The sequence below is a fragment of the Streptomyces sp. NPDC051555 genome, assembly GCF_044454405.1.
Classification (GTDB): domain Bacteria; phylum Actinomycetota; class Actinomycetes; order Streptomycetales; family Streptomycetaceae; genus Streptomyces.
The window spans coordinates 539,331-564,445 of record NZ_JBITDP010000003.1 but is presented as its reverse complement, the minus strand read 5'-3'; the positions used below and the strand labels follow the sequence as shown (position 1 = coordinate 564,445).

The 25,115-nt window shown below is 73.7% G+C and carries 26 protein-coding genes and 1 riboswitch; of the genes, 4 read left to right on the top strand and 22 right to left on the bottom strand.

The window, feature by feature from the left end; genetic code table 11:
- Positions 1-80: 80 nt before the first annotated feature.
- Complete coding sequence (glyA, locus tag ACIBEA_RS11035; protein WP_399259519.1) at positions 81-1,349, bottom strand: serine hydroxymethyltransferase; 1,269 nt, start codon at positions 1,347-1,349, stop codon at positions 81-83.
- A gap of 35 nt (positions 1,350-1,384) precedes the next feature.
- Positions 1,385-1,475, bottom strand: a riboswitch (ZMP/ZTP riboswitch).
- A 109-nt stretch (positions 1,476-1,584) separates the two neighbouring features.
- On the opposite strand from glyA, the gene rocD reads away from it, so the two are divergent.
- Positions 1,585-2,817, top strand: a complete 1,233-nt coding sequence (rocD, locus tag ACIBEA_RS11030) for an ornithine--oxo-acid transaminase (RefSeq protein WP_399259518.1) — start codon at positions 1,585-1,587, stop codon at positions 2,815-2,817.
- 2 nt (positions 2,818-2,819) lie between these two features.
- Here rocD and ACIBEA_RS11025 read toward each other — a convergent pair whose 3' ends face one another.
- The 17 genes from ACIBEA_RS11025 to ACIBEA_RS10945 form a co-directional block, all read right to left on the bottom strand.
- A complete protein-coding gene (locus ACIBEA_RS11025; protein WP_399259517.1) occupies positions 2,820-4,034 on the bottom strand; it encodes a glutathionylspermidine synthase family protein in 1,215 nt (404 codons plus the stop codon).
- A 2-nt stretch (positions 4,035-4,036) separates the two neighbouring features.
- Complete coding sequence (locus tag ACIBEA_RS11020) at positions 4,037-4,351, bottom strand: hypothetical protein (protein WP_399259516.1); 315 nt, start codon at positions 4,349-4,351, stop codon at positions 4,037-4,039.
- A gap of 88 nt (positions 4,352-4,439) precedes the next feature.
- The gene (locus tag ACIBEA_RS11015; RefSeq protein ID WP_399259515.1) at positions 4,440-4,700 is read right to left on the bottom strand and encodes a hypothetical protein; all 261 of its coding nucleotides are present in this window, start codon (positions 4,698-4,700) and stop codon (positions 4,440-4,442) included.
- 17 nt (positions 4,701-4,717) lie between these two features.
- Positions 4,718-7,252 carry a class III lanthionine synthetase LanKC gene (lanKC, locus tag ACIBEA_RS11010; RefSeq protein ID WP_399259514.1) on the bottom strand — a complete coding sequence of 845 codons (2,535 nt, stop codon included), beginning with the start codon at positions 7,250-7,252 and terminating at the stop codon, positions 4,718-4,720.
- Between the two features lie 77 nt (positions 7,253-7,329).
- Positions 7,330-9,006 carry a daptide biosynthesis intramembrane metalloprotease gene (gene mpaP, locus ACIBEA_RS11005; protein ID WP_399259513.1) on the bottom strand — a complete coding sequence of 559 codons (1,677 nt, stop codon included), beginning with the start codon at positions 9,004-9,006 and terminating at the stop codon, positions 7,330-7,332.
- Between the two features lie 14 nt (positions 9,007-9,020).
- A complete protein-coding gene (locus tag ACIBEA_RS11000; protein WP_399259512.1) occupies positions 9,021-9,764 on the bottom strand; it encodes an ABC transporter permease in 744 nt (247 codons plus the stop codon).
- The gene (locus ACIBEA_RS10995) at positions 9,757-10,509 is read right to left on the bottom strand and encodes an ABC transporter ATP-binding protein (protein ID WP_399259511.1); all 753 of its coding nucleotides are present in this window, start codon (positions 10,507-10,509) and stop codon (positions 9,757-9,759) included. The genes ACIBEA_RS11000 and ACIBEA_RS10995 overlap by 8 nt, the downstream gene beginning before the upstream one ends.
- A complete protein-coding gene (locus tag ACIBEA_RS10990) occupies positions 10,506-10,700 on the bottom strand; it encodes a hypothetical protein (protein WP_399259510.1) in 195 nt (64 codons plus the stop codon). The genes ACIBEA_RS10995 and ACIBEA_RS10990 overlap by 4 nt, the downstream gene beginning before the upstream one ends.
- 170 nt (positions 10,701-10,870) lie before the next feature.
- Positions 10,871-11,023 carry a daptide-type RiPP gene (locus tag ACIBEA_RS10985; RefSeq protein WP_354379882.1) on the bottom strand — a complete coding sequence of 51 codons (153 nt, stop codon included), beginning with the start codon at positions 11,021-11,023 and terminating at the stop codon, positions 10,871-10,873.
- A gap of 67 nt (positions 11,024-11,090) precedes the next feature.
- Positions 11,091-11,267 carry a daptide-type RiPP gene (locus tag ACIBEA_RS10980; RefSeq protein WP_399259509.1) on the bottom strand — a complete coding sequence of 59 codons (177 nt, stop codon included), beginning with the start codon at positions 11,265-11,267 and terminating at the stop codon, positions 11,091-11,093.
- Positions 11,268-11,329: 62 nt separating this feature from the next.
- Positions 11,330-11,506 (bottom strand): daptide-type RiPP, encoded by a 177-nt coding sequence (locus tag ACIBEA_RS10975; protein WP_399259509.1) that lies wholly within the window; start codon positions 11,504-11,506, stop codon positions 11,330-11,332.
- A 111-nt stretch (positions 11,507-11,617) separates the two neighbouring features.
- Entirely contained in the window at positions 11,618-12,799 is a 1,182-nt protein-coding gene (gene mpaC, locus ACIBEA_RS10970) for a daptide-type RiPP biosynthesis dehydogenase (protein ID WP_399259508.1), read from the bottom strand.
- On the bottom strand, positions 12,796-14,106 hold the full coding sequence (mpaD, locus tag ACIBEA_RS10965; RefSeq protein ID WP_399259507.1) for a daptide-type RiPP biosynthesis aminotransferase: 1,311 nt from the start codon (positions 14,104-14,106) through the stop codon (positions 12,796-12,798). Before mpaD ends, mpaC begins: the two co-directional genes overlap by 4 nt.
- Entirely contained in the window at positions 14,103-15,008 is a 906-nt protein-coding gene (mpaM, locus tag ACIBEA_RS10960) for a daptide-type RiPP biosynthesis methyltransferase (RefSeq protein WP_399259506.1), read from the bottom strand. The genes mpaD and mpaM overlap by 4 nt, the downstream gene beginning before the upstream one ends.
- Positions 15,009-15,013: 5 nt before the next feature.
- Positions 15,014-16,075, bottom strand: a complete 1,062-nt coding sequence (gene mpaB, locus ACIBEA_RS10955) for a daptide biosynthesis RiPP recognition protein (protein WP_399259505.1) — start codon at positions 16,073-16,075, stop codon at positions 15,014-15,016.
- Between the two features lie 184 nt (positions 16,076-16,259).
- Positions 16,260-17,219, bottom strand: a complete 960-nt coding sequence (locus ACIBEA_RS10950; RefSeq protein WP_399259504.1) for an LLM class flavin-dependent oxidoreductase — start codon at positions 17,217-17,219, stop codon at positions 16,260-16,262.
- Between the two features lie 78 nt (positions 17,220-17,297).
- Positions 17,298-17,480 (bottom strand): hypothetical protein, encoded by a 183-nt coding sequence (locus tag ACIBEA_RS10945; RefSeq protein WP_399259503.1) that lies wholly within the window; start codon positions 17,478-17,480, stop codon positions 17,298-17,300.
- Between the two features lie 269 nt (positions 17,481-17,749).
- Here ACIBEA_RS10945 and ACIBEA_RS10940 point away from each other — a divergent pair, with 269 nt between their 5' ends.
- Positions 17,750-18,730: a LuxR C-terminal-related transcriptional regulator gene (locus tag ACIBEA_RS10940; protein WP_399259502.1), complete on the top strand. Its 981-nt coding sequence runs from the start codon at positions 17,750-17,752 to the stop codon at positions 18,728-18,730.
- Between the two features lie 86 nt (positions 18,731-18,816).
- Positions 18,817-19,668, top strand: a complete 852-nt coding sequence (locus ACIBEA_RS10935) for a hypothetical protein (RefSeq protein ID WP_399259546.1) — start codon at positions 18,817-18,819, stop codon at positions 19,666-19,668.
- 222 nt (positions 19,669-19,890) lie between these two features.
- Here the strand turns inward: ACIBEA_RS10935 and ACIBEA_RS10930 are convergent, their stop codons facing one another.
- Entirely contained in the window at positions 19,891-21,288 is a 1,398-nt protein-coding gene (locus ACIBEA_RS10930; RefSeq protein ID WP_399259501.1) for a PLP-dependent aminotransferase family protein, read from the bottom strand.
- 46 nt (positions 21,289-21,334) lie between these two features.
- Between ACIBEA_RS10930 and ACIBEA_RS10925 the strand changes: the two genes are divergently transcribed.
- A complete protein-coding gene (locus ACIBEA_RS10925; RefSeq protein ID WP_385787802.1) occupies positions 21,335-21,847 on the top strand; it encodes a carboxymuconolactone decarboxylase family protein in 513 nt (170 codons plus the stop codon).
- A 61-nt stretch (positions 21,848-21,908) separates the two neighbouring features.
- Here the strand turns inward: ACIBEA_RS10925 and ACIBEA_RS10920 are convergent, their stop codons facing one another.
- Genes ACIBEA_RS10920 through ACIBEA_RS10910 form a run of 3 tightly spaced genes read right to left on the bottom strand, consistent with a single transcriptional unit; the run spans position 21,909 to position 25,110 of the window.
- Positions 21,909-22,913: a hypothetical protein gene (locus ACIBEA_RS10920; protein ID WP_399259500.1), complete on the bottom strand. Its 1,005-nt coding sequence runs from the start codon at positions 22,911-22,913 to the stop codon at positions 21,909-21,911.
- A gap of 3 nt (positions 22,914-22,916) precedes the next feature.
- Positions 22,917-23,321 carry a hypothetical protein gene (locus ACIBEA_RS10915; RefSeq protein WP_399259499.1) on the bottom strand — a complete coding sequence of 135 codons (405 nt, stop codon included), beginning with the start codon at positions 23,319-23,321 and terminating at the stop codon, positions 22,917-22,919.
- Positions 23,305-25,110: a hypothetical protein gene (locus ACIBEA_RS10910; RefSeq protein WP_399259498.1), complete on the bottom strand. Its 1,806-nt coding sequence runs from the start codon at positions 25,108-25,110 to the stop codon at positions 23,305-23,307. The genes ACIBEA_RS10915 and ACIBEA_RS10910 overlap by 17 nt, the downstream gene beginning before the upstream one ends.
- Between the last annotated feature and the right edge of the window lie 5 nt (positions 25,111-25,115).

The following is a 25,115-nucleotide window of genomic DNA, read 5'->3' as shown; positions in this document are numbered from 1 at the left end:
GGGGGGGGGGGGCGGGGCGGGGCTGAGGGGTGGGCCAGCCCCGCCGACGGGGCGCGGACGGCCGGCGAGCCCGGGGCCGGTCAGGACAAGGGGAGGCCCGGGGCCGGGAAGTCGGACATGAGGGAGGTCACCTCGGCGCGGATGGTGGCCAGGGCCGGCTCGTCACCGGCGGCACCGGCCGCGACCCCCCGCGCGATCCAGTCGGCGACGACCGGCATGTGCTCCGGCCGCAGCCCCCGCGAGGTCAGCGACGGCGTCCCGATCCGCACCCCCGAGGGATCGAAGGGCTTGCGCGGGTCGAACGGCACCGTGTTGTAGTTCACGACGATCCCCGCCCGGTCCAGCGCCTTCGCCGCCGCCTTCCCCGGCACCCCCCGCGAGGTCAGGTCCATCAGGATCAGGTGGTTGTCGGTGCCTCCCGACACCAGGTCGAAGCCCCGCTCCAGCAGCGCCGCCGCCAGCGCCTTCGCATTGGCGACCACCCCGTGCGCGTACGACACGAAGGCCGGCTGCGCCGCCTCGTGCAGGGCCACCGCGATGCCCGCGGTCGTCTGGTTGTGCGGCCCGCCCTGGAGCCCGGGGAAGACCGCCTTGTCGATGGCCTTCGCGTGCTCCTCGCGGCACATCAGCATCGCCCCGCGCGGCCCCCGCAGCGTCTTGTGCGTGGTGGTGGAGACGACGTCGACGTGGGCGACGGGGCTGGGGTGCGCACCGCCCGCGATCAGGCCCGCGATGTGCGCCACGTCGGCCACCAGCACCGACCCGGCCTCCTTCGCGATCTCGGCGAAGGCCGCGAAGTCGATCGTCCGCGGCAGCGCGGTGCCACCGCAGAAGATGACCTTCGGCCGCTCCTTGAGCGCCAGGTCACGGACCTCGTCGAAGTCGATCAGGCCCGTGTCCGCGCGGACGCCGTAGCGCACGCCCCGGAACCACGACCCGGTCGCGGAGACCCCCCACCCGTGCGTCAGGTGCCCGCCCATCGGCAGGGCCATGCCCATCACGGTGTCGCCGGGCCGCGCGAAGGCCAGGTAGACGGCCAGGTTGGCCGGGGAGCCGGAGTAGGGCTGGACGTTGGCGTGGTCCACGCCGAAGAGCCCCTTGGCCCGCTCTATCGCGAGGGCCTCGACGCGGTCGATGTTCTGCTGACCCTCGTAGTACCGGCGGCCCGGGTAGCCCTCGCTGTACTTGTTCTGCAGCACGGTGCCGGACGCTTCGAGGACGGCGGCGGACACGTAGTTCTCACTGGGGATCAGGCGCAGGGTGTCGGCCTGCAACTGCTCTTCCGCCGCGACGAACGACGCGAGTTCGGGGTCGGTCGCGAAAAGGGCGGGGTGGCGGCTCGCGGACATGGCGGCTCCTCCGGGGTCGATGTCAGATCTCGTCCCCGCGAGGCCCAGGCGAGCGGCCCTTGATGCGGTCGTGCGCGCACGACTCCCCCGGAGTTGGTTCTCCGTACGCCAGTCGCCGTGCGTGCCGCCCAGCTTAGCGGCCGCGCCACGTTCGATGTTTCCCCGTCCGCATCGCGAGCGAGATAGACAATGACGCCACCCTCGTCACTGCCCGCACGGACGAAACGGAGACCCCGTGTCGACTCAGACCGATGCCCAGAGCAATGCCGCCACTGCGGCCGCGATCAGCGCCGCCGACGCGCACAGCGCGCACAACTACCATCCGCTCCCCGTCGTCGTCGCCTCGGCGGAGGGCGCGTGGATGACCGACGTGGAGGGCAAGCGCTACCTCGACATGCTCGCGGGCTACTCGGCCCTCAACTTCGGCCACGGCAACCGGAGGCTGATCGACGCGGCGAAGGCGCAGCTGGAGCGGGTCACGCTCACCTCGCGCGCCTTCTTCCACGACCGCTTCGCCGACTTCTGTGGCGAACTGGCCGCGCTGTGCGGCAAGGAGCTGGTGCTGCCGATGAACACGGGCGCGGAGGCGGTGGAGACCGCCGTGAAGACCGCCCGCAAGTGGGGCTACGAGGTCAAGGGCGTCCCCGACGGCCAGGCCAGGATCGTCGTCGCGTCGAACAACTTCCACGGCCGCACGACGACCATCGTGTCCTTCTCCACCGATCCCGAGGCCCGCGACCACTACGGGCCCTACACGCCCGGTTTCGACATCGTCCCCTACGGCGACCTCGACGCCCTCGCCGCGGCCCTCACCGACACCACCGTCGCCGTGCTGCTGGAGCCGATCCAGGGCGAGGCGGGGGTGCTGGTGCCGCCGCCGGGCTACCTGGCGGCCGTACGGGAGCTGACGCGCGAGCGGAACGTGCTGTTCATGGCCGACGAGATCCAGTCGGGTCTCGGGCGGACCGGGAAGACCTTCGCCCTGGAGCACGAGGGGGTCGTGCCGGACCTCTACATCCTGGGCAAGGCGCTCGGCGGCGGGGTGGTGCCGGTGTCGGCGGTGGTCGGCGACCGGGACGTGCTCGGGGTCTTCCGCCCCGGCGAGCACGGCTCCACCTTCGGCGGGAACCCGCTGGCCTGCGCGGTCGCCCTGGAGGTGATCGCGATGCTGCGCACCGGCGAGTACCAGCAGCGCGCCACCGAGCTGGGCGACCACCTGCACCGGGAGCTGGGGCTGCTGGTGGGCGGCGGCGCGGTGACCGCCGTGCGCGGGCGCGGGCTGTGGGCCGGGGTGGACATCGACCCGGCGCTCGGCACGGGCCGGGAGATCTCCGAGAAGCTGATGGAGCGCGGGGTCCTGGTCAAGGACACCCACGGCTCCACCATCCGCATCGCACCGCCGCTGGTCGTCAGCAAGGAGGACCTGGACTGGGGCCTCGACCAGCTGCGCGCCGTGCTGTCCGCGTAGACCTAGAGGATCACGTGGGGCAGGAAGCGGGCGTACTCGTCCGTGACCGGCCCCGCGGATTCGCGGATGCCGAGCCCCGCGGCCTCGTCCTCGACGACCCAGGCGCCGAGCACCACCCGGTTGCCGTCGAAGTCGGGCAGCGGGGCGAGGCCCTGGAAGCACACCCGCCCGTCGCCGGCGTCGTCCTCGTCCGGCTCGGCGGGGGGCTCGTACGGGGGCGCGCCGACGGGGTGCAGGGTGACCCCGGCGCCCTCGCGGCCCAGCAGCGGCTTCACGGCGTACCCCGTGGTGTGCGCGAGCTCGCGCGGGCCGTCGAGGTAGGCGGGGAGCAGGTTCGGGTGGTCCGGGTACAGCTCCCACAGGACCGCCAGCAGGGCCTTGTTGGACAGCAGCATCTTCCAGAGCGGTTCGATCCACAGGGTGGAGCCGCTGGCTCCGCCGAGGTCGAGGGTGTCCAGCACCTGCGGGCCGAAGTCGTCCTCGGCCAGCCACTCCCACGGGTAGAGCTTGAAGCAGCTGCGGATGAAGCGGAGCTTCTCGTCGACGAACCGGCCCGAGAGCCGGTCCCAGCCGATCTGCTCGACCGGCAGCGCCTCGGTCGCGAGCCCGGCCTGCTCGGCGGTCTCCCGGAGGTAGGCGACGGTCATCAGGTCCTCGCCGAGCTCGTCCGCCTCGGAGTGCGCGAAGTGCACGGGCCCGGGCGGCAGCAGCGGGGCCTGGCGGCGCCAGGCCTCGACGAGCCGCTCGTGCAGCGAGTTCCACTGGTCGGCGCCGGGGAAGCGCTCCTCCATCCAGAACCACTGCGGACCGGCCGCCTCCACGAGGGAGGTCGGGGTGTCCGCGTTGTACTCCAGCATCTTGGCCGGGCCGCCCGCGCCGTCGTAGCGCAGGTCGAAACGGCCGTAGAGGAAGGGCTGTTCGGCGCGCCGCCGCCAGGACTCGCCGATCAGCGCGGCAAGGCGCGGGTCGGTGATGCCGAGGTCGGCGAACCGGTCGTGCTCCACGATGTGCGCGGCCGCGGCCAGGCACATGGCGTGCAGCTCCTCGACGACGTCTTCGAGCGCCTCGACCTCGGGCAGCGTGAAGGAGTAGTACGCGCTCTCGTCCCAGTAGGGGCGCAGGGAGTCGTCGGGGTAGCGGGTGAGCGGGTAGACCAGCCCCTGCTCCTCGACGGTCCGCTGCCAGTCGGGGCGGGGCTCGATGGTGTGGCGGCGCACGCTCAGCCGCCGCTGCTCTTGGAGCCGCTCTTGGAGCCGCCGCCGATGCCGCCGCGGCTGACCGCCGACTTGTCGAAGCTGCCGCCGGTGACCTTGCCGCTGCTGCCGGTGGTGCCGCCGTAGTAGTAGGTGCCGCGGCCGCCGCTGCGGCACTCCTTGCTGTCCAGCTTGTCCAGCGAGGTCTTCGACACGCACCGCTTGTCGGGCTGGTCGCTGGAACCGCAGGCGACGAGGGAGGCGGCGAGCAGTCCCACGCCGCCGAGGGCGACCGCGCCGGAGCGCATCCGCCGTCGCGTCGTACCGCTGCTGATGTCCATGGACGGGCTCCCCCTGCCGGCAGTGTTGGCCGCCACCCTAGTGCGACGCGCCCACCGATGGAATCCGGCCATTCATGGTCATGATCCTTCAGGCCGGTCCGTTGACCCAGCTCCAGCCGCGCAGGCCCGGGTCGGCGAGTGCGCGCCCGAAGAGGGCGTGCGCGCCCTCGTCGGTGGTCCCGGGCGGCGGGGTCAGCACCAGGGACACCGTCCCGTCGGGGTACCGGGGCGCGTAGCCCCAGTCCGGCGGGAGTAACGAGATCAGCCGCACGGCCGCCAGCTCGGGCGCCGCGCCCTCGGGGCCGCGGCCGTCGGGGGCGACGACGAGGTGGTAGGTGGTGCTGGGCATCTCGGTCTCCTTGCAGGTCAACGCGGGGCCGGTGCGAGGAACGGCAGGCCGAGTTCAGCATTGCCCAGCACGGTCTCCACCGCGAGGAGGACACCGGCCGTTCCGGTCGCCACGTCGGTGGACAGGCGCAGGGTGTGGTCGCCGAAGAAGGCCAGGTGGCCGTCGCAGCGCACGGCGTGCCAGCCGAGGGCGTCCAGGTGCCGCAGGACGGCCCGGTCGGCGGCCGGGGACGCGTCGTGCAGGTGGCGCAGCGCCAGCAGCGCCCCGGCGCGGCCGTGGAAGAGGCCGGCGTTCAGCATGAAGGACGGGCCGACCTGCTCCCGCAGCGCGTCCCGCGCCCGGAGGAACTCCGGGTCGGGCAGGTGGCGCGCCGCCTCGTGGAGCACCATGCCCAGTCCGGCGCCGCCGAAGGCCAGGAACGGCACCTTCCAGGCGGCGTCCTCGGACCCGGCGGGGTCGCTGTCCTCGGACCAGCCCACCTCGGCGAGGTCGTGCCGTACCAACTCCCCCGCCACGTGGCGGTACTTGGGGTCACCCGTGGCCTCGTACAGGCGGAGCAGGAACAGCGCCCCGCCCGCCGCGCCGTGCAGCAGACCGGGCCGGCGGCGGCCCGCGCCCCCGCCGGGCGCCTGGTCGGCGATCAGCGCGGCGGTCCGCGCGGCCCCCTCGGCATCCCCGAAGTGCAGCTGGGTCAGGCCGATTCCGGCGAGCCCGCCGAAGAGGCCGTGGTCGAGGTCGTCCAGCGGGGTCGCGCGCACCCGCTCCATGACGGCGGCGGCCGCGTCGGCCCGGCCGAGCCGGTCCAGGGCGTACGCGACACCGCTCAGCCCGTCGTAGAAGCCGGGCCGCATGTCGGTGGCGCGGTCGACGGCGTCGGTCAGCCAGGCCACGTGCTCCTCGGCGGGCGTCCGGCCCAGCTCGGCGAGCGTCCACAGCACTCCGGCCGCGCCGAAGGCGAAGGTGGCGCCGCCGCCGGGCACGGAGAACTGCTCCACGTCGCCCGGGAAGAGCCGGTCCGCGCGCTGCGGGGTGGCGCTGGCCAGCAGGTCGTCGGTGAGGGTGCGCCGCAGCGCGGGCCAGTCGGGGCGGGTGGGCGCGGTCCACAGGGGCTCGGGGTCGTCCTCGGCCGACTGGCCGGGGTGCGGGTCCGGGCCGAGGTCCGCGCGGATCCGGTCGGCGAAGTCGGCGGGCACCGGGAAGTTCTCGGTGACCAGGCCGATCAGCTGGTCCACCTTGGCCGCGGACCAGGTGGCCATGACGGTGAGCGGCAGGAAGACGCCGAGCCGGATGCAGGCGAGGGCGTACCGGTCGACGGCCGTGCCCCGGTACCCGGTGGGGGCGCGGAAGCCGGGGGCGCCGATGGCCTGCGCGGACTCGGAGTCGACCGGGGTCGCGGTCTCCAGGTCGATGAAGGCGATGGTGTCGTCGGGCCGGACCAGGATGTTGTTGGGGTGGAGGTCGCCGAAGACGACGCCCCTGGCGTGCATGGCCTCGACGCCCCGCTCGACCTGCTCGACGATCTTCAGCGCCCAGGCCGTGTACGCGGCGTACGCGCCCTGCGCGCGGTCGTCGTTGACCAGCGGGTTGCGGCTCAGGAGCTCCCGGGCGAGCGGCTTGCCCTCCACGTACGCCCGGGCCAGGAACCAGTGCTCGTGGCCCTTGCGGTAGTCCACCACCGGGGGGATGCAGTCCAGGCCCGCGAGCTGCTCCAGGGCCCAGTGCTCGTGCTCCAGCCGGGCCACGGCGTCACAGCCGTCCTCGTCGAGCCCGGCCAGCGGGCGGGCCTCCTTGAGCAGGACGGCGCTGCCGTCACGGGTGTCGGTGGCCTGGTAGACGCCGCCGCCGTTGGAGAAGTGGAGGGCCTTGGTGGCCCGGAAGGGGAAGTCCTGGAGGGTGGCCGCGTTGCGGGCGGCGAGGGCGTCGTGGAGCACGCCCGGCAGCTCCACCCAGGCCGGGGGCCGGAAGGAGGGGCCGCGCACGTCGGGCACCAGGCGGCCTTCGGGGTCCTCGATGCAGTGCACGAGCTCGCCGGTCCCGGAGCGGCCCAGGCGGGCGACGAAGCCGCCGTAGCGCACGTACAGCGGGCCGGAGCGCCAGCGCAGGTCGCTGAGGATGGTGGGGCCCCGCTCGCCGTCGAGGAGGTCCCCGAGGCCGGTGAGGATCCGCTCCAACTGGGGCTCGTCGACGGGGTAGATGGTGAAGAACTTGCCGCTGCTGCCGCGGTCCCCGTACTTGCTGTTGCGCTGCTTGAGGATGCCGGCGCTGCGGATGAACTTGAAGGTGACCCGCTCCGCCACGCAGAAGTCCCGGACCAGGTCGAGGATCCGGTCGGCGTTCTCCAGGGTGGCCGACACGTGGATCTTCCAGCCCTGGCCGGGCAGCACGGTGGCGGGCGGGGTCATCAGCAGCCAGTGCGTGTTGTCGGTGCGGGTCCAGCCCTCGGGGAGGGGGCCGGTCACCGCCGGGAACGCGCTGGCGTCCGCGGCGGCGGTGGCCGGTACGTCGTAGAACGGATTGCCGGGCTGGCAGTAGGTCATGTAGCGAAGGTCCATGGTGCGCTCCGTTCGTGACGGGGACGGGAAGGGGTCTGGTGCCGGCTGGTGCTGGTGCTGGTGCTGGTGCCGGGGAGTTACCGGCGCCAGATCGGGGCGACGTACTTCTCGTACAGCCACTCGCCCAGCGGCAGGCTGCCGAGGTCGACGCGGGCGGCTCCGGTGCGGTCGGCGGGGAGCCGGTCGACCGTCAGCGGGAGCGTGGTGACGGGCAGTTCCAGCGGGGTGGCGGCCACCGGCAGGAAGGCCGACAGGGGCGCGGTGGTCTCGGTGCGGGTCAGCGCGGCGACGCGCGCGGTGCCGGTCTGCTCACGGGTCATCAGTCCGGCCCGGTAGAGGCGGACCGTGGCGTCCGGGCGGATCGCGGAGAGGTCGGCGCTGCTCGGCAGGACCAGCGCGACGCGTCCCTGGTCCTGAGCGACGTACCCGGCGGAGACGGTGTGCGCCACGGTGACGAAGACCAGCGCGGCGCCGGCCGCGCCGGTGAGCAGCAGGCCCGCGGCGACCGTGCGCCACAGCGGCGCCCCGGCGGTGCGGCCCTCGGCGGCGAGGCGGGTGAAGCCGAGGCCGAGGCGGTAGACGAGGTAGCAGACGGCCAGCAGGACGACGGTGGTGCCGACGGCGCCGAGCCGCTGGAGCAGGTCCGACCAGAGGGTCAGGGCGCCCGCGACGACGTACAGGGGGAAGGCCATGCAGGCCAGTCCGAAGGCCACCGCCCAGGGCCGGTCGCCGAGTTCGCGGGCGTAGTCGCGGCCGCCGAAGAGGATCTTCGCGAGGAAGCGGCGGGCGTCGGTCATGGCCCGGTCGCGCAGGTGCGGGACGTCCAGGTGGCTCATGAGCGCGATGTAGCCGTCGAGCTTCACGAAGGGCAGCAGGTTGACGACGCCGCTGGTGTAGGTGGCGACCGCGAAGACGAGGACGGCGTCGCGCAGGTCGGAAGGGCCGAGCGCCAGGGCGGTCAGGGCCGCGGCGCCGGCGATCACGCTCTGGGTGGCGATGCCCGCCAGGGCGACCCGGACGCGCTGCTCCTTGCGGGAGAGCCGCCAGCCGTCGGAGACGTCGCAGAAGAAGGCGGGCGACATGTAGAAGAGCATGAAGCCCATCCGGCTGGGCCGGCCGCCGTAGTAGGTGAGGACCGCGCCGTGGCCGACCTCGTGGACGGCGGTGGTGGCGAGCACCCCGATCATCACGCCGAAGTAGGCGGAGAAGGGGAGCGGCCGGCCCAGGGCCGCGTCGACCTCGGGCGTCAGCAGCGCCAGGGCGAGTACGCCGCCCAGGACGAACAGGGTGGCGATCGTGGCCGAGGCGCGTCCGGCGAGCAGCCGGATGACCGGTGCGAGGCGGGCCAGCAGTCGCTCGGGGCGCAGGATCGTGAACTGGAGGGTCATCGGCGGGACGAACCGGAACCAGCTGCTGTGGCGCTCCACGGGCGTGCCGTCGTCGAGGACCTTGCTCTCGGCGAGCTTGTCCACGGCGAGGCCGACGTGGTGCGCGGTCCACGGCGGGCCGAGGACCGCGGCGAGGCCGACGTGGTCGAGGGAGCCGTCCATCGCCCGCACCAGGCGCGCCAGATCGGGCTGGAGCCGGAAGTGCTGGTGTTCGCCGCGCTGGAGGACCCAGGGGGCGCCGGTCTCGACGGGCTCGTGGATCTCCACGTTCGCGGCGACGCGCGGGCGCTCCAGGAGCGCGGGGTCACGGTCCGCGGCGGCGGCCTGCTCGGCCGGTGCCTTCCGGATCAGCGTCTTGGGGGACATGTCTGGATCACGCCTTAGATGACGTCGCGGGAGAGCAGCGACTGGCGGGCGGCCACCGCGGCGGCGGCGAGCCAACCGGCGAGGACCAGGAGCGCGAGCGGTACGGAGAGCAGCTCGGGCTTGCCGTCGAGGTAGACGGAGCTCATCGCGATGGTGGGCAGGTACGCGGCCACCTCCGGGACGAGCTGCTGGAGGCCCGGTTCGACGAGGAGGGTCAGCCCGATGACGGTGACGACGGTGGCGAGCTGGTTGCGGATGATCCAGCCGAGGAGCACGCCCCAGGGCGCGGCGATCACGTTCACGGCGACCACGCCGAGGACGATCCGGGTGGTGTGTCCGGTCCAGTCGCCGTCGTAGCCGAAGTGGCCCGGCAGCGTGAAGGCGCACAGGAGGGCGAGGCCCGCGGCGAGGAGGCCGTTCAGGAGGCCGGCCGCGGTGGCGACGAGGGCCTTGGCGGACAGCAGCCGCAGCCGGCCGCCGCTGAGCAGCACCGAGCGGGCGACGGCGCCGGAGGTGTACTCGCGGGTGACGAGGATGCCCCCGAACACGGCGGCCATCAGGAAGGTCATCATCCACGCCTGGGCCATGTCGTCGGTGACGGCGGCGGCGGTGCTCTGGCCGAGGGCGATCTTCTGGTCGCCCGACGAGGCGTACCCGAAGCAGGTGAGGAGGGACATGAAGATCCCGGCGGAGAGCAGGATCAGCCAGCTGCGGCCGGTCCATGCCTTCATCCACTCGCCGGCGAGGACGTTACGCATGGGAGAGCCTTTCGGTGCGCGTGCTGGTCCCGGCGTCCCCGTCCACCAGCGTGAAGAAGCGGTCTTCGAGGCGCTCGGCGCCGTCGGAGGTCAGCTCGGCGAGGGTGCCCGCGAAGCGCAGGGTGCGCTGGACGACGATCACGTCGTCCACGGTCTGTTCGACCTCGGCGAGGAGGTGGCTGGAGACCAGGACGGTGCGGCCCTCGGCGGCCAGGGCGCGCAGGGTGTCGCGCAGCCAGCGGATGCCGTCCGGGTCGAGGCCGTTGGCCGGCTCGTCCAGGACGAGCAGTTCGGGGTCGGCGAGCAGGGCGGTGGCCAGCGCCAGGCGCTGGCGCATGCCGGTGGAGTAGCCCTTGGCGGAGCGGTCGGCGCTGTCGGTGAGGCCGACGCGGTCCAACACCTCCTCGACGCGGGCGTTCGAGACACCGAGGGTGCGGGCCCAGATGCGCAGGTCGCGGCGGCCACTGGCACCGGGGGTCGGGCCGATGCCGTCCATGCAGACGCCGATGCGCCGGGCGGCGTCGGGGAGTTCGGTGTAGGGCCGGCCGAAGACGGTGGCGGAGCCTGAGGTGGGACGGACCAGGCCGAGCAGCATGCGCAGGGAGGTGGACTTGCCGGCGCCGTTGCGCCCGAGCAGTCCGGTCACCCGGCCCGGGCGGACCTCGAAGGTCACGTCCTGCACGGCCGTGAACCGGCCGAACTCCTTCGTCAGGCCCGTGGCGCGGACGACACCGGCGGCGCTCATCGCTTGCTCGCGGCGACGTTCGCGCCGAGCTTGGCGGCGCAGCCGATCAGCCCGAGACCGATGACCGTCATGGCGGCGATGAGCGCGGCCCCGGACAGCTGTGCGTTGGCGACGGCCATGGCCAGCGCGAGCAGCGCGGCGGTGGTGCCCAGCTGGCCGTTCGACCCCTTGCGGGGATTCTCCTTCGACATGGTGGCTCCCTCTTCCTTCAGCTCTGTGCGTGTGGTGCGTGATGCGGGTGCGTGATCCGGGTGCAGGGGGCCCGCGGCGGTGGCTTGCGCCACCGCCACGGGACCGAGTCACCCTGGGGGACCGGAGTTCCGGTCCTGCGAACCGTCGGTAGCCGGGGCTACCGGTGCGATCAGGTGGCGAGCGTGGCGCTCGCGACGGCGATGCCGCTGATGACCAGGCCCTGCTTGAAACCGGACCAGAACGACGGGGCCTCCATGGCCTCCAGCTCCTGCATGCCGAGCTCAAGGGTGGTGGCGGCGTCCTGCTTCAGAAGGTCCTGCATGGTGGTGTGCTCCTGTTTTTTCGTGTGGGTCGTTCAGTGGGTCGTGCGGTGGGTCCTACCGGTCGGCTCAGGTGGCGATGATGGCCGCGGAGGCGACGTAGCTGCCGTAGGCCGCCGCGGAGGCGACGACCGCACCGGCGCCGATGCCGATACCGGTCCACCAACCCGGCGCCTCCATGGCCTCCAGCTCCTGCATACCGAGCTCAAGGGCGGGGAAGGCGTCCATCGCGAGGTTCTCCTGCATGGGAAAGCTCCTGTTCCGTGTGGGTCGTTCAGTGGGTGGTGCGGTGGGTGGTGCTGGTCGACTCAGGTGGCGATGATCGCCGCGGAGGCGACGTAGCTGCCGTAAGCCGCCGCGGAGGCGACGACCGCACCGGCGCCGATGCCGATACCGGTCCACCAACCCGGCGCCTCCATGGCCTCCAGCTCCTGCATACCGAGCTCAAGGGCGGGGAAGGCGTCCATCGCGAGGTTCTCCTGCATGGGAAAGCTCCTGTTCCGTGTGGATGGTTCGTGCTCTTTCGACCGCACCCCGCGGCGGTGCCTGCGGGTGCGGAAGTCATGGGGCCGGGCCGTGGGGCCGGGCCGTGGGTTTCAGGCCGCGACCTCGGCCAGCAGGCCGTACACCTCGCCGGTGCGCAGGCCGCCGAGCATCGGCAGACCGGCGCCCCAGGCGCGGACGGTGCGGCCCGCGATGTCGGCGAGCCGGTCGGGGCCCGCGGTGATGCCGCGCTCGATGCCCCAGGAGTCGACGAGGGCTTCGATGCCGGCCGCCGGGTCGGCGGGCAGGGCGTCGGGTTCGGTCGCCCGCAGCCGGGACCACAGGCGCTCCAGTCGGACCGCCGAGCCGAGCCTCGAATCGCCCGCGGAGATGGCCCGCCACAGGTGCGGCAGGATCGCCGCGACCGCGGTCATCTTGCGCACGCCGAGCCCGGAGGACAGCTCGTTGGCGATGAGCCAGCCCTTGACCGCGTACAAGTCGCGTCCCAGGTGGGCCCATTCGGCGTGGCTGAGCGCGCTCAGCTTGGCGATCTCCAGCCGCAGCCGGTCGTCGGTGGGGCGGCCGGCGCGGCGCGCGTCGCGCACCTCGTGGCCCAGCCGCACCAGCCGTTCGGCGATGGTCTCCACCAACGCGTCCTCGGTCGGCAGCTCCCGGTGGTCGCCCACGTACGGGCTGACCGCGCGGAAGAGCGCTTCGAGGACCCCCTCGGCGATGAGTTCGTCGTCGAGGGTGGCGGTGGCGGCCGGGTCCAGGACGGCGGCCCTGGGCCGCAGCGCGGTCCCCATCACGAGGCGCTTGCCCTGGCCGGGATAGCCGAGGCAGGCGACCCCGCTCGATTCGGTGCCGGTGCCGACCGTGGTGGGTACGGCGACCAGCGGGAGCCCGTGCGCGGTCCGCGGGCCGAGGATCAGCAGCCCGCTGCGCTGCGGCACCGTGAGGCGGGCGTACGCGTCGGGGTTGGTCCGTATCAGGGCGGCCAGCTTGGCCTGGTCGAGCAGGGAACCGCCGCCGATCCCGACCACCAGCTCGGCGTCCGCCAGCCGGTGGGCGAGGTCGACCACCGATTCCAGGTCGCCGGGGCCGGACAGTTCCAGCACCCGCGTCCGGTAGCGATCCCCCGCCAGCAGGGCGCGGACCGTGGCCGTGACCGGGGCGGATGCGACCGCCTCGTCCACGAGGACGGTGATCTGTCGCTCGGGGCGGCCGGTGAACCAGGCGCCCAGGCTCTCGCAGCCGATGAGCTGCTGGGCCGGGGCGTGCCAGCCCGCGCTCACGCCGGGACCCCGACCGCCGGGGCGGCCGTCCGTGCCAGGTGGATCTCCAGTCCGGCGACGACGCGGGCCAGCAGTTCGTTGAGGTCGGCGTCGGTGTAGGTGAGGGCGGGGAAGAGCTGTACGCCGTTCACCCCGGGGTGCACGATGGCGCCGGCCTCCCGGATCGCCTGGACCAGGGCGTGCACCTGGTCCTGCGGGAAGGGGGTCCCGTCCGGGTCGCACAGCCGGACGGAGCGGAAGAGGCCCAGGCCGGTGGTGGCGGCCACCCGGGGGTGGCCGTCGACGAGCGCGTCCAGTGCGGTGTCGAGCCGGGCCGACAGCCTTCGGCCGAGGGCGACCGCGTCGAGGCGGCGCATCTCGTCCAGGGTCGCGGTGATGGTGGCGCAGGTGACCGGGGTGCCGGCCTGGGTCTCGCCGTGGGTGAGGACGGCGCCGGCGTCCGTGAAGGCCGCCGCCACCTGGTGGGAGGCGATCACGACGGCCGCCGCGCTGGTGCCGTTGGTGAGTCCCTTGGAGGAGACCAGCAGGTCGGGCTGTTCGGCCCACTGCTGGGAGGCGAAGAGGCTGCCGGTGCGGCCGAAGCCGGTGGCGACCTCGTCGGCGACCAGCAGGAAGCCGTGTTCCCGGCGCAGCCGCAGCAGCTCGGCGAGGTACTCCTCGGTGAGGGGCACGGCGCCGCTGCCGAGCACCGGCTCGACGACGACGGCCGCGATCTGGGCGCCCTGGCGGGCCATGAGCGTGCCCAGTTCGGCCGGGTCGTTGGGGGTGACGTGCCGCACGAGGCGCTGGTCGACCCCGTAGAGCTGCTGCCCGAGGTCGTCGCCGGTGAGCGCGAAGCTGCCGTAGGTCAGGCCGTGGTAGCTGCCGCGCAGGCCGACGACCACCTTGCGCCGCGGCTGTTCGCGCAGTGCGTGGTACTGCCGGGCGACCTTCATGACGAGGTCGTTGGCGGCGCCGCCGGAGGTGGAGAACAGCACCCGTCCGTAGTGTTCGGGGCCGGCCGCCTCGACCAGGGCCTCGGCGGCCCGGCGGGCGTAGGTGTTCTCGTAGCGGAAGACCGAGAGGTACGAGGCTTCGCGCAGCGCCGCCGCCGCGGCGCTGGCGATCTCCTCGTTGCCGTAGCCGAGGTTGGTGTTCCACAGGCCGCTGGAGCCGTCGAGCAGTTCGCGGCCGTCGGCGAAGCGGACCCGGACCCCGTGCGCGGACACCGCGCAGAGGTCGTCGCGGCCCTGGTCGTGCGGTGGGGTCAGGGACGGCCACAGCGGGTGGTGGCCGGCAGCTGCGGTCCCGGGTGCTGTCCCGTTCACGGGGTCACCTCCGTCTCCAGGAGTACGTCGTGGTGGCGCTCGCCGACGGCGGGCAGCGGGTGGCGGGAGCTGATCGTGAAGCCGGCGGCGGCCAGTTCGGCCTCCAGCAGCGCGACGGGCAGGACGCCGATGGTGGTCGTGCAGACCTCCACGGGACCGGTGTCGGCGATCACGGCGGGGAAGAGCGTGACGGTGCGGCTGCCGGAGTCCGGCGTCCAGTGCTCGAAGAGCCGGTAGGCGCGGCCGCTGTCGGTCACGATCTCCATGTCGGCCTCGGCGGCCTCGGCGGCCTCGGTCGGGTCGGTCCCGGTGGTGGTCATGTCGACCGTCGAGAGCAGGAACCGGCCGCCGGGCTCCAGGTGTTCGCGCACCGCCCGGTACAGCCCGACGCGGCCTTCGGGGCCGAGCAGGGAGATGGTGGTGGTGCCCAGCACGATCGCGCCGAAGCGGCGGCCGAGCGCGAAGTCGCTCATGTCGGCCCGTACGGGCAGGCAGCGCTCGCGCAGGGCGGGGGGCGCCGCGGCCAGTCGCTGGTCGAGCAACTCCAGCATGTAGGAGGAGAGTTCCAGCGCGGTGACCTCGCGGCCCAGGGCCAGGAGGGGCAGCGTCAGGCGTCCGGAGCCGGCCGCCAGGTCGAGCACGGGGCCCGGGATGCGGCGGACCAGCGTGAGCAGTTCGCGCACTTCGTGGGTGCCGGTGCCGGCGAGGTCGTGGTAGACGGAGGCGCCCACGGCGTCGTACAGGTCGCAGAGCACGGCCCGTCCGCCGAGGGAGGCCAGCAGCTCGCCGGCGCGTCCGGGGACGTCGGCGGGGGTGGGGAGGCGGTGCCCCTCCTCCGTCATGGGCCCAGTCGTCTTTGTCATCGTCGTCGTCATGGCCGTCGTCATCGTCATCGTCGTCATGGCTTTCAGCGCCCCGCCGTCACGAGTTCGCCGACGCGTTCGTCGCGGGGCGCCGCCGGGTCGCCGGCGGCCGTGCCCAGGTCGATCCCGGCGCCCGCGAAGTACGCGGCGACCCGCTCCAGGCCCGTCCGGTCGGCGTGGGCGGAGCCCGCCGCCACCGAGCCGGACACCAGCAGCACCTCTGCGAGGGCGGCGGCGGCCGGGTCGAGGCCGAAGGTGCGCCCGCTCGCCGGGTCGTGGACGAAGGCGTGCTCGCCCGACCACAGCAGCAGCGGCAGCAGCGCGTCGGCGGTGTCGGCCGGTCCGGTCGCCGCCGCGGCGGCGGTCGCGGCGACGCCGAGGCGCCCGCCGAATCCGGAGACCCGTACGTCGACCACGCCGCGGGCCCGCAGGTCGCGGACCGCGCCGACCGCCGCGAGGTAGCGCCCCAACCAGGGCCGCTGAGCGACCTGTTCCGGTGCTCCGGCGCCGTCCGGCAGCAGCCAGCGGGCCTCCACGCGGTCCAGGTCGTCCTCGCCGAGGACACCCAGCCGGGCGCCGCCCGGGGCGGTGGACAGGGCGCCGTCCTGGTCGACGTACAGCCTGCGGCGCGGACCGTCACCGGCCGTACCGGCGCCGAGTGCGGGCAGGTCGGCGAGCTGGATGACGGGGTTGGTCAGGAAGTCGGGGAAGATGCCCGCCCGCCGGGCCTCGTCGGCGTCGGCGAGGTAGGAGTCGAGGTCCATGTCGTCGGCGACGCGGATCAGCGTCGGGCCGACCACCGACATGTAGGCGCTGATCCCGTAGTTCTGGATCTGGAGGTAGAAGTCGGTGCCGAGGGAGCATTCGGCGCCGGGCTCGCTGAGCGAGCCCTCGTAACCGGTCACGGCGGGTCCGTCCGGCGCGTCCGTGCCCTCGGCATGACCGGGTACGAACACCACGGAGTCCGGGCCGACGAGGTCCGAGCCGAGCAGCGTGGAGAGGTGGTCCGGATTTTCCAGGACGACCGTCGCGGCGCCCGTCGCGGAATGCTCCGCACCCGGCTTTCCGGTACCCCAGAGCATCAGATGCCGTTTGATTCCCGCCATGACTCCCCCTTCAAGGAATGCGAAGCACTACCGAGCGATACGAGCGATACGAAGCGAAGCGATGCGAAGCGAAGCGATTGGGTGGACGCGGTGCGCGCGTCGGATGGGCACCGGCCGGAGCCGGGCAGCACGGAGCCGGGCGGCGCGGGGTCGTGGAGCCGGTCGTGTGGTGGAGCCGGGCGGGTCAGGCCAGCGCGGCGAGGAGGGTCTTGAGTTCCTCGGTCGCCGCCTGCGGGCCGTAGAGGTTGGCCACGCCGGTGACGTTGAGGACGACCTCGTCCACGCCCGCGTCCTCGTACTCCTTCAGCTGCGCGAGGATCTCCCCGGTGTCGCCGCTGAGGAATCCGCGCCCCTCGACCAGGGCCCGCGCGTCCAGCGCCGGGTCCGTGCCGGTGATGCCGATCCCGGACTTGCGCAGCATGTCGACGTAGTGCGGCAGTCCCAGGTGCGCGGCGTTGCTGGCCAGCGCGATCTCACCCGGTGCCCGGTCGGTCCGGGCGAGCGCCAGCGGCACGATCGCCGTCAGCCGCGGCACCGGCCGGCCGGCCTTGGCCGCGCCTTCGCGCAGCGCCGGCAGCACGGTGTCCCGCAGGTAGGCGGCCGGGGTCAGCCAGGTGATCGCCACGTCGGCGACCTCTCCGGCGAGCCGTGCCATGGCGGGCCGCAGCACGCCGAGCCCGAGCTCCACCGGAGCGGAGGGGAAGGGGGCGAGCTGCGCCTCGCAGGTCACGTACTCCCCCGCCATCCGCACCACCTCCCCCGCCAGCAGGCCGCGCACGGCCGTCAGGTACTCGCGGGCCGCGGTCAGTGGCTTGCGGTACGGGGCCCCGCGCAGGGCCTGCTGGAGGGAGGGCGCCCCGGGTCCGAAGCCCGCGATCACCGGCTGCCCGGTGGCCAGGGCCAGCGAGCGGGCCTGGAGCGCGGCCTCGTAGGGGTGGCGCAGCGGCATGAGCGTCACGCCCAGCCCGGTCGGGACCCGGAAGCCGGCACCGGCCGCGTGGACGAACCCGTGGTGGGGTTCGACCATCACGGACTGTCCCTGCCAGAGCCGCTGGGCGTGGGTCCATTGGACGAGGCCGGCGTAGGGGAGGATCTGTTCCGGCCTGCGCGGCAGGAACGGTACGAGTACCGAATACGCGGTCATGGTGTCGCCCCTCTTCCTTCCTCGTCGGTTGTCATTGCGTGGGGTGGCGACTGTCGGATCAGATCCAGTCAGATCCAGTCAGATCCAGTCGAAGGTTTCCTGCCGGTCGACCGGCGGCTTGACCGCGGCGACGGCGGCGGTGGACCCGTCGTGCGTGGGCGGGTGGATGAAGGGCCCCGAGAGTGCGATTCCGGCCGCCACCGCGAATCCCGCGATGACCGAGGTGATGCGGGTGCGTCCGGTGCGCGTGGTCTTCTTCATCATTTCCCCCTGTGTGGATCGCCGTTGTTCCGACAAGGAGAAGACTGCCGAGTGGAAGGCCCTCGGTGGCGGTGTTCCCGACGCAGCTTCCTGCGCCCGCCGGTGCAGCAAGTTGCACCGAAGTCGGCGGGTCAGAGCGGTGCGAATCATTCCGTTACCCATGGTCAGGCCGGTGTCCGCGTTCCTATGATCAGGCCACCGTGTTGACCGCACGGGAACAGCACCACAAGGGGGAACCATTGCGCGCCGGAAGCCTCACGCATCTGGGGATGTCACCAGAGGACGAAGACCTGTACAGATGCCTGCTCCGCCTCACGGAAGGCACGCCCGCGGTCCTCGCCGACCACCTCGGCGTTCCGGCGCCCGAGGTGGAGCGATGGCTGGGGCGCCTGGAGTCGATGGAGCTGACCTCCCTCGCCGACAACGGCAACGTCCGGCCGGCGCCGCCCGCCATCGCCGTGCAGCGGCTGATCGACCTGCGGCTGCGGGAACGGCAGGAGGAACTGAGGCGGGTGGCCGCCGAGCAGCGGCTCGTGGAATCGCTGCTGGCCGAGCGGGACGCGGTACGACCGGTCGCGCGCGGGGCGTCGGAGCGGCCCGCGATCGAGCGGGTCGAGGGGACGCCCAACGTCCGGGCGGTGATCGACGAGCTGACGTTCTTCACCCGGGAGGAAGGGCTGACCACCCAACCGCACGGGGCGCTGAGCCCGGCCAGCATCGCCGCGTCCCGGCCGCTGGACGCGCGGATCCTGCGGCGGGGCATCCGGATGCGCACGATCATGCGGCCGGTGGCCGTGGAGGACGCGCCGACGCTGGCCTACCTCCAGGAGATCTCGGCGATGGGGGCGGACATCCGGATCTCGGACAAGCCGCTGGAGCGGATGCTGGTCTTCGACCGGGCGGCCGCGCTGACCCCGATCGACCCGCAGAACCCGCGCCTGGGCGCCCTGGTGATCCGGGAGTCGGGGCTGGTCGCCAACCTGGTCTCGCTCTTCGAGCGGATGTGGTCGGACTCCGTGCCGTTGGCGGAGGCCGTCGCCTCCCGGCAGGGCCCGGGGGGCGGGCTGAGCGAGATCGAGCGGAAGGTGCTGGCCACCATGTACGAGGCGGAGAAGGACGAGAGCGGGGCGCGTGAGGTGGGCGTCTCGGTCCGTACGTACCGCAAGTACGTGGCGGACCTGATGCAGCGCCTGGGGGCGACGAACCGCTTCCAAGCGGCGCTGCTGGCCCGCGACCACGGCTGGATCTAGCCGGCCCGTTCCCGGGCCGCCGTTGCCGGGGTTGCGTCCGGCGACGGCGGCGGGAGGGTGCCAGAGTGGGTCCCGTGCTGATCGGGATGGTGTGCGCGCTGGCGGCTGCGGTCTGTTTCGGTACCGCCTCCGTGCTCCAGGCGGTGGCCGCGCGGGCGGCCGAGCCCGGGACGGGGTCGGGGGTGGACCCGGCGCTGCTGCTGCGGGCGCTGCGGCAGTGGCGGTACCTGGCGGGCCTCGGCCTGGACGGGATCGGCTTCGTCTTCCAGATCATCGCCCTGCGCTCGATCCCGATCTACGCCGCCGGTGCGGCGCTGGCCGCCAGCCTCGCCGTGACGGCGGTGGTCGCGGCGCGGCTGCTGAAGGTCCGGCTCAGCGGTACGGAGTGGGGTGCGGTGGGGGTGGTCTGCCTCGGCCTCGCGCTGCTGGCGCTGGCCTCGGGGGCGGAGGGCTCCCGGCCCGGGAGTACGGCGCTCAAGTGGTCGATGCTGGGCGTCGTGGCGGCGGTCCTGCTCGTGGGGGCGCTGGCGGGACGGCTGCCGGACCGGGCGCGGGCGTTGGTCCTGGGCCTGGGGGCGGGGACGGGCTTCGGGGTGGTGGAGGTCGCGGTCCGGCTGATCGACGGCTTCGCGCCGGGGGCGCTGGTGGCGAACCCGGCGACGTACGCGCTGCTGGTGGGGGGTGGGGCGGCGTTCCTGCTGCTGACCTCGGCCTTGCAGCGCGGCTCGGTGACGGCGGCCACGGCCGGGTTGGTGCTGGGCGAGACGATCGGTCCGGCGGTGGTCGGGGTGGTGTGGCTCGGCGACCGCACCCGCGACGGCCTGGCCTGGCTGGCCGTCCTCGGCTTCGCGGTAGCCGTATCGGGCGCCCTGGCCCTGGCCCGCTTCGGCGAACCACCCCCGCCGGACCCGGCCGAACCCAGCCCCGCCGGCGTTTGAGGCGCCGCCGGAGGCCCGACCTCCGGCCCTACCGAATCCAGCCCGGCCGAACCCAGCCCCGCCAGCGTTTGAGGCGCCGCCGGAGGCAACACCGGCCACCCGGCCGGGTCAGGCGGCCAATCACCCGGCTGCGGGCCGTGGGGCCTCCGGCGGCGCCTCAAACGCCGGCGAGGCTGAATCGGGCCGAACCAGCCCCGCCGGCGAGGCTGGACGGGCCGGGCCCTAAGGGAGGGTGGCCGTCAAGGCTGCCAAGGTCGGGGTCCAGGCGCTGTCGGAGGGGGTGCCGTAGCCGACGATCAGGGCGTCGCGCGGCGGCATGTCGGCGTCGGGGTGCCGGAAGCGGCGCAGGCCCTCCAGGGCCAGCTCCTGCCAGGCGGCCGCCTGGATCACCGACCGCTCCGTCCCCCCGGGAAGGTCCAGCACGGCATGCAGCCCCGCCGCGATCCCGGACACGGCGACCCGCTCCCCCACCGCCGCCAGCAGCTCGTCGCGCCGCCGCCGGTACCGCAGCCGCATGCCGCGCACGTGCCGGTCGTACGCCCCGGAGGTGAGGAACTGCGCCAGCGTCAGCTGGTCCAGCGCACTGGAGGTCCAGTCGGTACGGCCCTTGACCGCGAGGAGCTCGTCCACGAGCCCCGGCGGCGCGACGATCCAGCCCATGCGCAGCCCCGGCGCCAGGGACTTGCTGGCGGTGCCGAGGTAGACCACCCGGTCCGGGTCGAGGCCCTGGAGCGCGCCGACCGGCTGCCGGTCGTAGCGGAACTCGCCGTCGTAGTCGTCCTCCAGGATCAGGCCCCCGGTGGACCGCGCCCAGTCGACGGCGGCCGCCCGCCGCCCGGGCGTCAGCGCGACCCCGGTGGGGAACTGGTGCGCGGGGGTCAGCAGCACGGCTCCCGCCGCCGTCCCGGCGAGCTCCGCCGTCCGCGCCCCGCAGTCGTCCACCGGCACGGGCCGGGTCCGCAGCCCGCCGCTCGCGAGGAGGTCGCGGTGCACGTCCAGGCTGTACGCCTCCACGGCCGCCTCCCGGACCCGGCGCGCCCGCAGCACCCGGGTCATCAGCTGCAGTCCGTGCGCGAAGCCGGAGCAGAGCACGATGCGTTCGGGGTCGGCGTGGACCCCGCGCGCCCGGGCCAGGTACCCGGCGAGCGCCTCCCGCAGCTCCACCCGTCCGCGCGGGTCTCCGCCGTAGCCGAAGGCCTCGTTCGGGGCGTCGGTGAGCGCCCGCCGGGCGGCGCTGAGCCAGGCCGCGCGGGGGAAGCCGCCGAGGTCCGGGGAACCGGGCATGAGGCTGTACGAGGGCCCCCGGCGCGCGGGACGGCGTACCGGCGCCGGCGCGGCGGCCCGGCGCGGGCGGGCCCGCTCGGCGACCCGGGTCCCGGAGCCCTGGCGGGCCGTGAGCCAGCCCTCTGCGACCAGTTCGGCGTAGGCCTCGGCGACCGTGTTGCGGGCGATTCCGAGGTCGGCGGCGAGGGTACGGGAGGAGGGGAGCCGGGTGCCGGGGGCGAGCCGCCCGCCCCGCGCGGCCTCGCGCAGCGATTCGGTGAGTCCGGCCCGCAAGCCGCGTCCCGCGACCAGTTCGAGATGCAGGTCAGCGCCGAAAGTGGCCCATGAATCCGTCATGAACATGGACCATAGCGGTGGGCCGCCCACTGCGTACGGTGGATCCATGACCACGAACGCACAGCACTCCGCACACGACCACCACGCCCCCGAGCACACCCCCCGGATGCAGATCGCCAAGCTCGCCCCCGAGGTCTACAAGGCGGTCCTCGCCCTGGAGATCGCCTCGAAGAAGGGCCTGGACCCGGCCCTCGTCGAGCTGGTGAAGATCCGTGCCTCGCAGCTGAACCACTGTGCCTTCTGCCTGGACATGCACACCAAGGACGCGATCGCGGCGGGCGAGAGCGTCGACCGCATCGTCCTGCTCAGCGCCTGGGAGGAGTCGCGGCACTTCTACACCGAGAAGGAGCTGGCCGCGATCGAGCTGACCGAGGCCGTGACCGTCCTGACCGACGGCTTCGTTCCCGACGAGGTGTACGCGACGGCCGCGAAGCACTTCGAGGAGGCCGAGTTGGCCCAGCTGATCGCCGTGATCGCGACGATCAACGTGTGGAACCGCTTCGGCGTCACCACCCGCCTGGTCCCGGGCCACTACACCCCGGGCATGTACAAGAGCTGACCCCGCGATCCGCGCGGGTCGGGGCTCCCGGGCCGGAGCCCGGTACCCCCGACCCCGCGACCTACGGGTGGAAGGCCGCCACGGCTGCCGTGAGGTGGGCCTGGACGGTGTCCCACTCGGCGGCGGGTCCGGCGGACAGCAGGGCCCACTTCTTGCCGTCCTGGGCGTAGAAGACCCGTTCGACGCCCCGGCGGCGGCCGTGCGACTCCGCGCTGTCGTACTCGTAGACCAGTTCGCAGGCGCCCGAGCCGCCGGGGGCCGCGCCGACCCTGATCTCGGTGTAGCCGGTGGTGCGGTTGCGCAGGTCGGCCGAGGCCCCCTTGACCGCGTCGAGGGGGCTCAGCTCCGGTTCGACCACCTGGAAGATCTGGAGCAGCGAGGAGCGGTCGGCGGAGCGGTAGAAGATGCCGTTGCCGGGGTCGTCGCGGTTCCAGCCCTTGGGCACGGCGACCGTGAAGCCCTTCGGGTCGGTCACGTTCACGTGCTCGCCCGCGGACGCGCTCGCGCTCGTACTCGCACTGGGCGAGGCCGAGGCGGACGGCGAGGGCGAGGCCGAGGCCGACGGCGTCCCCGTCGGTTCCCCGGAGGCCGGGGCCGAGACGGTGGGCGTGGCGGTGCCCTGCGCCTGGTCCGGGGTCGAGCCGCCGGTGTCGCGCAGCACGAACCAGACGACGGCCGCGCCGATCACGACGGCGGCCACCGCGATGCCCGCCGTGGCCGGGGTCATCCAGCGGCGCGACGGCCCGTCCCCGCCCGCGCCGCCGCCCGGGTACACGAGCGGCGGCGGCCCGTACGGGGGCTGCTGCACGGGCAGCTGCTGCGTGTAGGCGGGCGGGAGCGGCGGCAGCGACCCGGGGTCCGGCGGCCCGTACCCCGGGTGCGCCGGCGGCACCCCGTACGGGGGCGCGGCGGGCGGCTGCGCGGGTGGTTCGACGGGCTGCGCGGGCACCGTCGGCGGGGCGGTCGGCGGCGCCGCGGAGGGCGCGGCGGGCGCGGACGCGGGGTCCCAGACCCAGCGCTGCGCCTGCGGGTCCCAGCGGGGTGCGCCCGGGGCGGCGGGGGGCACGGCTCAGCCCCCCAGCGACACGAGCAGGGCGCCGAGGGCGGTCGCCGCGTTCAGCGGCTCGACGAGCGGGGCCCAGCGGGTGAGGGCCGCGCGCAGCCGCTCCCCCAGTCCGGGCCGGATCGCGTCCGCGCCCTCCAGCTCGCCCGCGACCTCGTCCAGTTCGGTGTCGAGCGCCGTACGGTCCGCCCCGCGCGGCAGCCGGACGAGGGCGGCGCGCAGGTCCAGTACCGCCTCCAGCAGTTCCTCGGGGCCGGGCGCGGGCGCCGGCGCCCCGTGGTTGACCGTGTTGGTGTTGTTGCTGCCGCCGATGCTGAAACTGCTGCCGCTGACGTCGCCGATCCGGACGCCCCGTCCGGAGTCGTTCCCGCCGTGCTGCCGCGCGTGCTCCTGCTCACCGCTGATGGCCACCGCTGCTCCTCCTCCTGCCCGGGTTGGTGGTGTTGGTGTGTCCGCTGCCGCCGACGCTGAAGGCGCTGTTGTTCACCGATTGGATGAACGTGCCGCCCTCCGCGACCACGACCGCACGCTGGGCGAACTCCTCGGTGTGCCAGCCCGCTTCGTGCAGGGCCAGTGTCACACCGCTCACCACCCGGTCCTGAAGGGTTTTCAAGTACCGGTCGAGGTCCATGAGATGGAAGAGCGACCCCCTGTCCTGGGAGGCGAGCTCGCGCACCGAGAGGCCGGGGCCCTCGGGGAGGGCGCCGCCGTGGCCGCCGGTGACGATCCGCCACCAACTGGCGATGCCGCGGCCGAGGATGACGACGGAAGAGGCGAGCGAGCGCGGGGTGTGGCGCAGCGCCCACGCGGCCTTGCCGAGCCAGTTGTTGTGGAGGTAGCGGTGGGCGTCGGCGTCGGCGTTCTGGAAGACGACGCGCAGCGGCAGCAGGACGTGCGGCGCGACCTCCAGCATCATCATGCCGCCCTGGGTGTGGACGCGGACGAAGAGGGTGACGACGAGGTTCTCGTCCCAACCGCCCACCCGGATGCGCAGGAAGTGGCGGCGGCGTTCGCCGCCCTCCTCTATGGCGGCGCCCATGTGCTCGGCCCAGGTGTCCGGGGTGAGCGGGACGGCGTCGCGGTGCGGCAGCCCGCCGCCGGGCAGGAACACGCACTCGTCGACGACGAGTTCGCGCATCCGGTCCAGTACGGCGGCCTCCGCGGCCGGGGAGCCGTGCGGCGAGGGCACCCGCAGGGCGTGCAGCAGCGGGACGATCCGGCGCACGATGTCGCTGTTGGTGAGCGGGACGGCCTTGCGGTCGGGGCCGAGGTCCTCGCGCGGGCGCAGCTCCACGGACAGGTGCCACGGGCGGAAGGGCTCGCCCGCGCCGCAGAACGGGTCGTTGATGTTGTACATGATCAGCGGGTTGTGCTGCTCGACCCGGATCCGGCCGCGGATCCGGCCGAAGCGCTCGCCGGGAGCGGCCTCGGCGGGGTCGCCCGCGAGGTCGGCGTACCGGCGCGGGGAGAGCTCCCCGGCGATGGCCCGGGCGGCCTGGCCGCGTTGCAGCCAGACGAGCGCGACCAGGGCGAGGAAGACGGCGAGCACCCACCACAGCGCGGCGGACGCCTGGCTCCCGGAGGAGCCGGCGGAGTAGTCCTCGTAGCCGGAGGCGAAGGAGTCGCCCGAACCGGAACCGGTGACGGAGCCCGTGAAGCCGTTCAGGAGGGCGTCGGCGCCGACGGCGCCCAGCGGGCCGAAGGCATCATCGGCGGCCAGTCCCACGCCGACGAGGGCGACGATCAGGACGGTCATCAGCGCCCAGGTGTAGACGCGCAGCACCACGCCCAGGATGCGCACCAGACGGTTGTCCTGGGCGCGCAGCCAGCCGGACAGGCTCATCAGGAGGAAGGGCAGCAGCAGGGCGATGAGCGCGCCGCCGGTGAGGACCATGCCGACGAGCCAGGCGCCGACCATCCCGGCGGCCCAGCCCAGTTCCGCGCGGCGGGCGCGCAGCGCGTGGGCGAGGACGCGGGCGGCGTCGAAGCCGTACGAGGGGGCGACGATGCGCTCCTCGTGGACGTACAGCTCGTTGATCACCTGGTCGCGGTAGCCGGCGTCGATGTAGGTGCCCGCGCACAGCATGCGGCCCGCTTCGCTGAGCGCCGGGTGCACCGGGGAGCGGCCGCCCCGGACGTCGTCACCGGCGCCGCCGCGGTCGGCGGGTGTGGGCTGGTGGGGAACAGGGAGGTCGGTCACCGGGC

What these genes read in the sequence shown, in the direction of transcription:
- ACIBEA_RS10930 (WP_399259501.1), bottom strand. Translation starts at nt 21,288, where the DNA reads ATGACGGATTCATGGGCCACTTTCGGCGCTGACCTGCATCTCGAACTG.
- mpaM (WP_399259506.1), bottom strand. Translation starts at nt 15,008, where the DNA reads ATGACGACGATGACGATGACGACGGCCATGACGACGACGATGACAAAG.
- ACIBEA_RS10940 (WP_399259502.1), top strand. Translation starts at nt 17,750, where the DNA reads ATGTCACCAGAGGACGAAGACCTGTACAGATGCCTGCTCCGCCTCACG.
- mpaP (WP_399259513.1), bottom strand. Translation starts at nt 9,006, where the DNA reads ATGTCCCCCAAGACGCTGATCCGGAAGGCACCGGCCGAGCAGGCCGCC.
- ACIBEA_RS10935 (WP_399259546.1), top strand. Translation starts at nt 18,817, where the DNA reads ATGGTGTGCGCGCTGGCGGCTGCGGTCTGTTTCGGTACCGCCTCCGTG.
- glyA (WP_399259519.1), bottom strand. Translation starts at nt 1,349, where the DNA reads ATGTCCGCGAGCCGCCACCCCGCCCTTTTCGCGACCGACCCCGAACTC.
- ACIBEA_RS11020 (WP_399259516.1), bottom strand. Translation starts at nt 4,351, where the DNA reads ATGGACATCAGCAGCGGTACGACGCGACGGCGGATGCGCTCCGGCGCG.
- ACIBEA_RS10925 (WP_385787802.1), top strand. Translation starts at nt 21,335, where the DNA reads ATGACCACGAACGCACAGCACTCCGCACACGACCACCACGCCCCCGAG.
- ACIBEA_RS11015 (WP_399259515.1), bottom strand. Translation starts at nt 4,700, where the DNA reads ATGCCCAGCACCACCTACCACCTCGTCGTCGCCCCCGACGGCCGCGGC.
- ACIBEA_RS11000 (WP_399259512.1), bottom strand. Translation starts at nt 9,764, where the DNA reads ATGCGTAACGTCCTCGCCGGCGAGTGGATGAAGGCATGGACCGGCCGC.
- ACIBEA_RS10950 (WP_399259504.1), bottom strand. Translation starts at nt 17,219, where the DNA reads ATGACCGCGTATTCGGTACTCGTACCGTTCCTGCCGCGCAGGCCGGAA.
- mpaB (WP_399259505.1), bottom strand. Translation starts at nt 16,075, where the DNA reads ATGGCGGGAATCAAACGGCATCTGATGCTCTGGGGTACCGGAAAGCCG.
- ACIBEA_RS10990 (WP_399259510.1), bottom strand. Translation starts at nt 10,700, where the DNA reads ATGTCGAAGGAGAATCCCCGCAAGGGGTCGAACGGCCAGCTGGGCACC.
- ACIBEA_RS10980 (WP_399259509.1), bottom strand. Translation starts at nt 11,267, where the DNA reads ATGCAGGAGAACCTCGCGATGGACGCCTTCCCCGCCCTTGAGCTCGGT.
- lanKC (WP_399259514.1), bottom strand. Translation starts at nt 7,252, where the DNA reads ATGGACCTTCGCTACATGACCTACTGCCAGCCCGGCAATCCGTTCTAC.
- ACIBEA_RS10995 (WP_399259511.1), bottom strand. Translation starts at nt 10,509, where the DNA reads ATGAGCGCCGCCGGTGTCGTCCGCGCCACGGGCCTGACGAAGGAGTTC.
- ACIBEA_RS10985 (WP_354379882.1), bottom strand. Translation starts at nt 11,023, where the DNA reads ATGCAGGACCTTCTGAAGCAGGACGCCGCCACCACCCTTGAGCTCGGC.
- ACIBEA_RS10975 (WP_399259509.1), bottom strand. Translation starts at nt 11,506, where the DNA reads ATGCAGGAGAACCTCGCGATGGACGCCTTCCCCGCCCTTGAGCTCGGT.
- ACIBEA_RS10945 (WP_399259503.1), bottom strand. Translation starts at nt 17,480, where the DNA reads ATGAAGAAGACCACGCGCACCGGACGCACCCGCATCACCTCGGTCATC.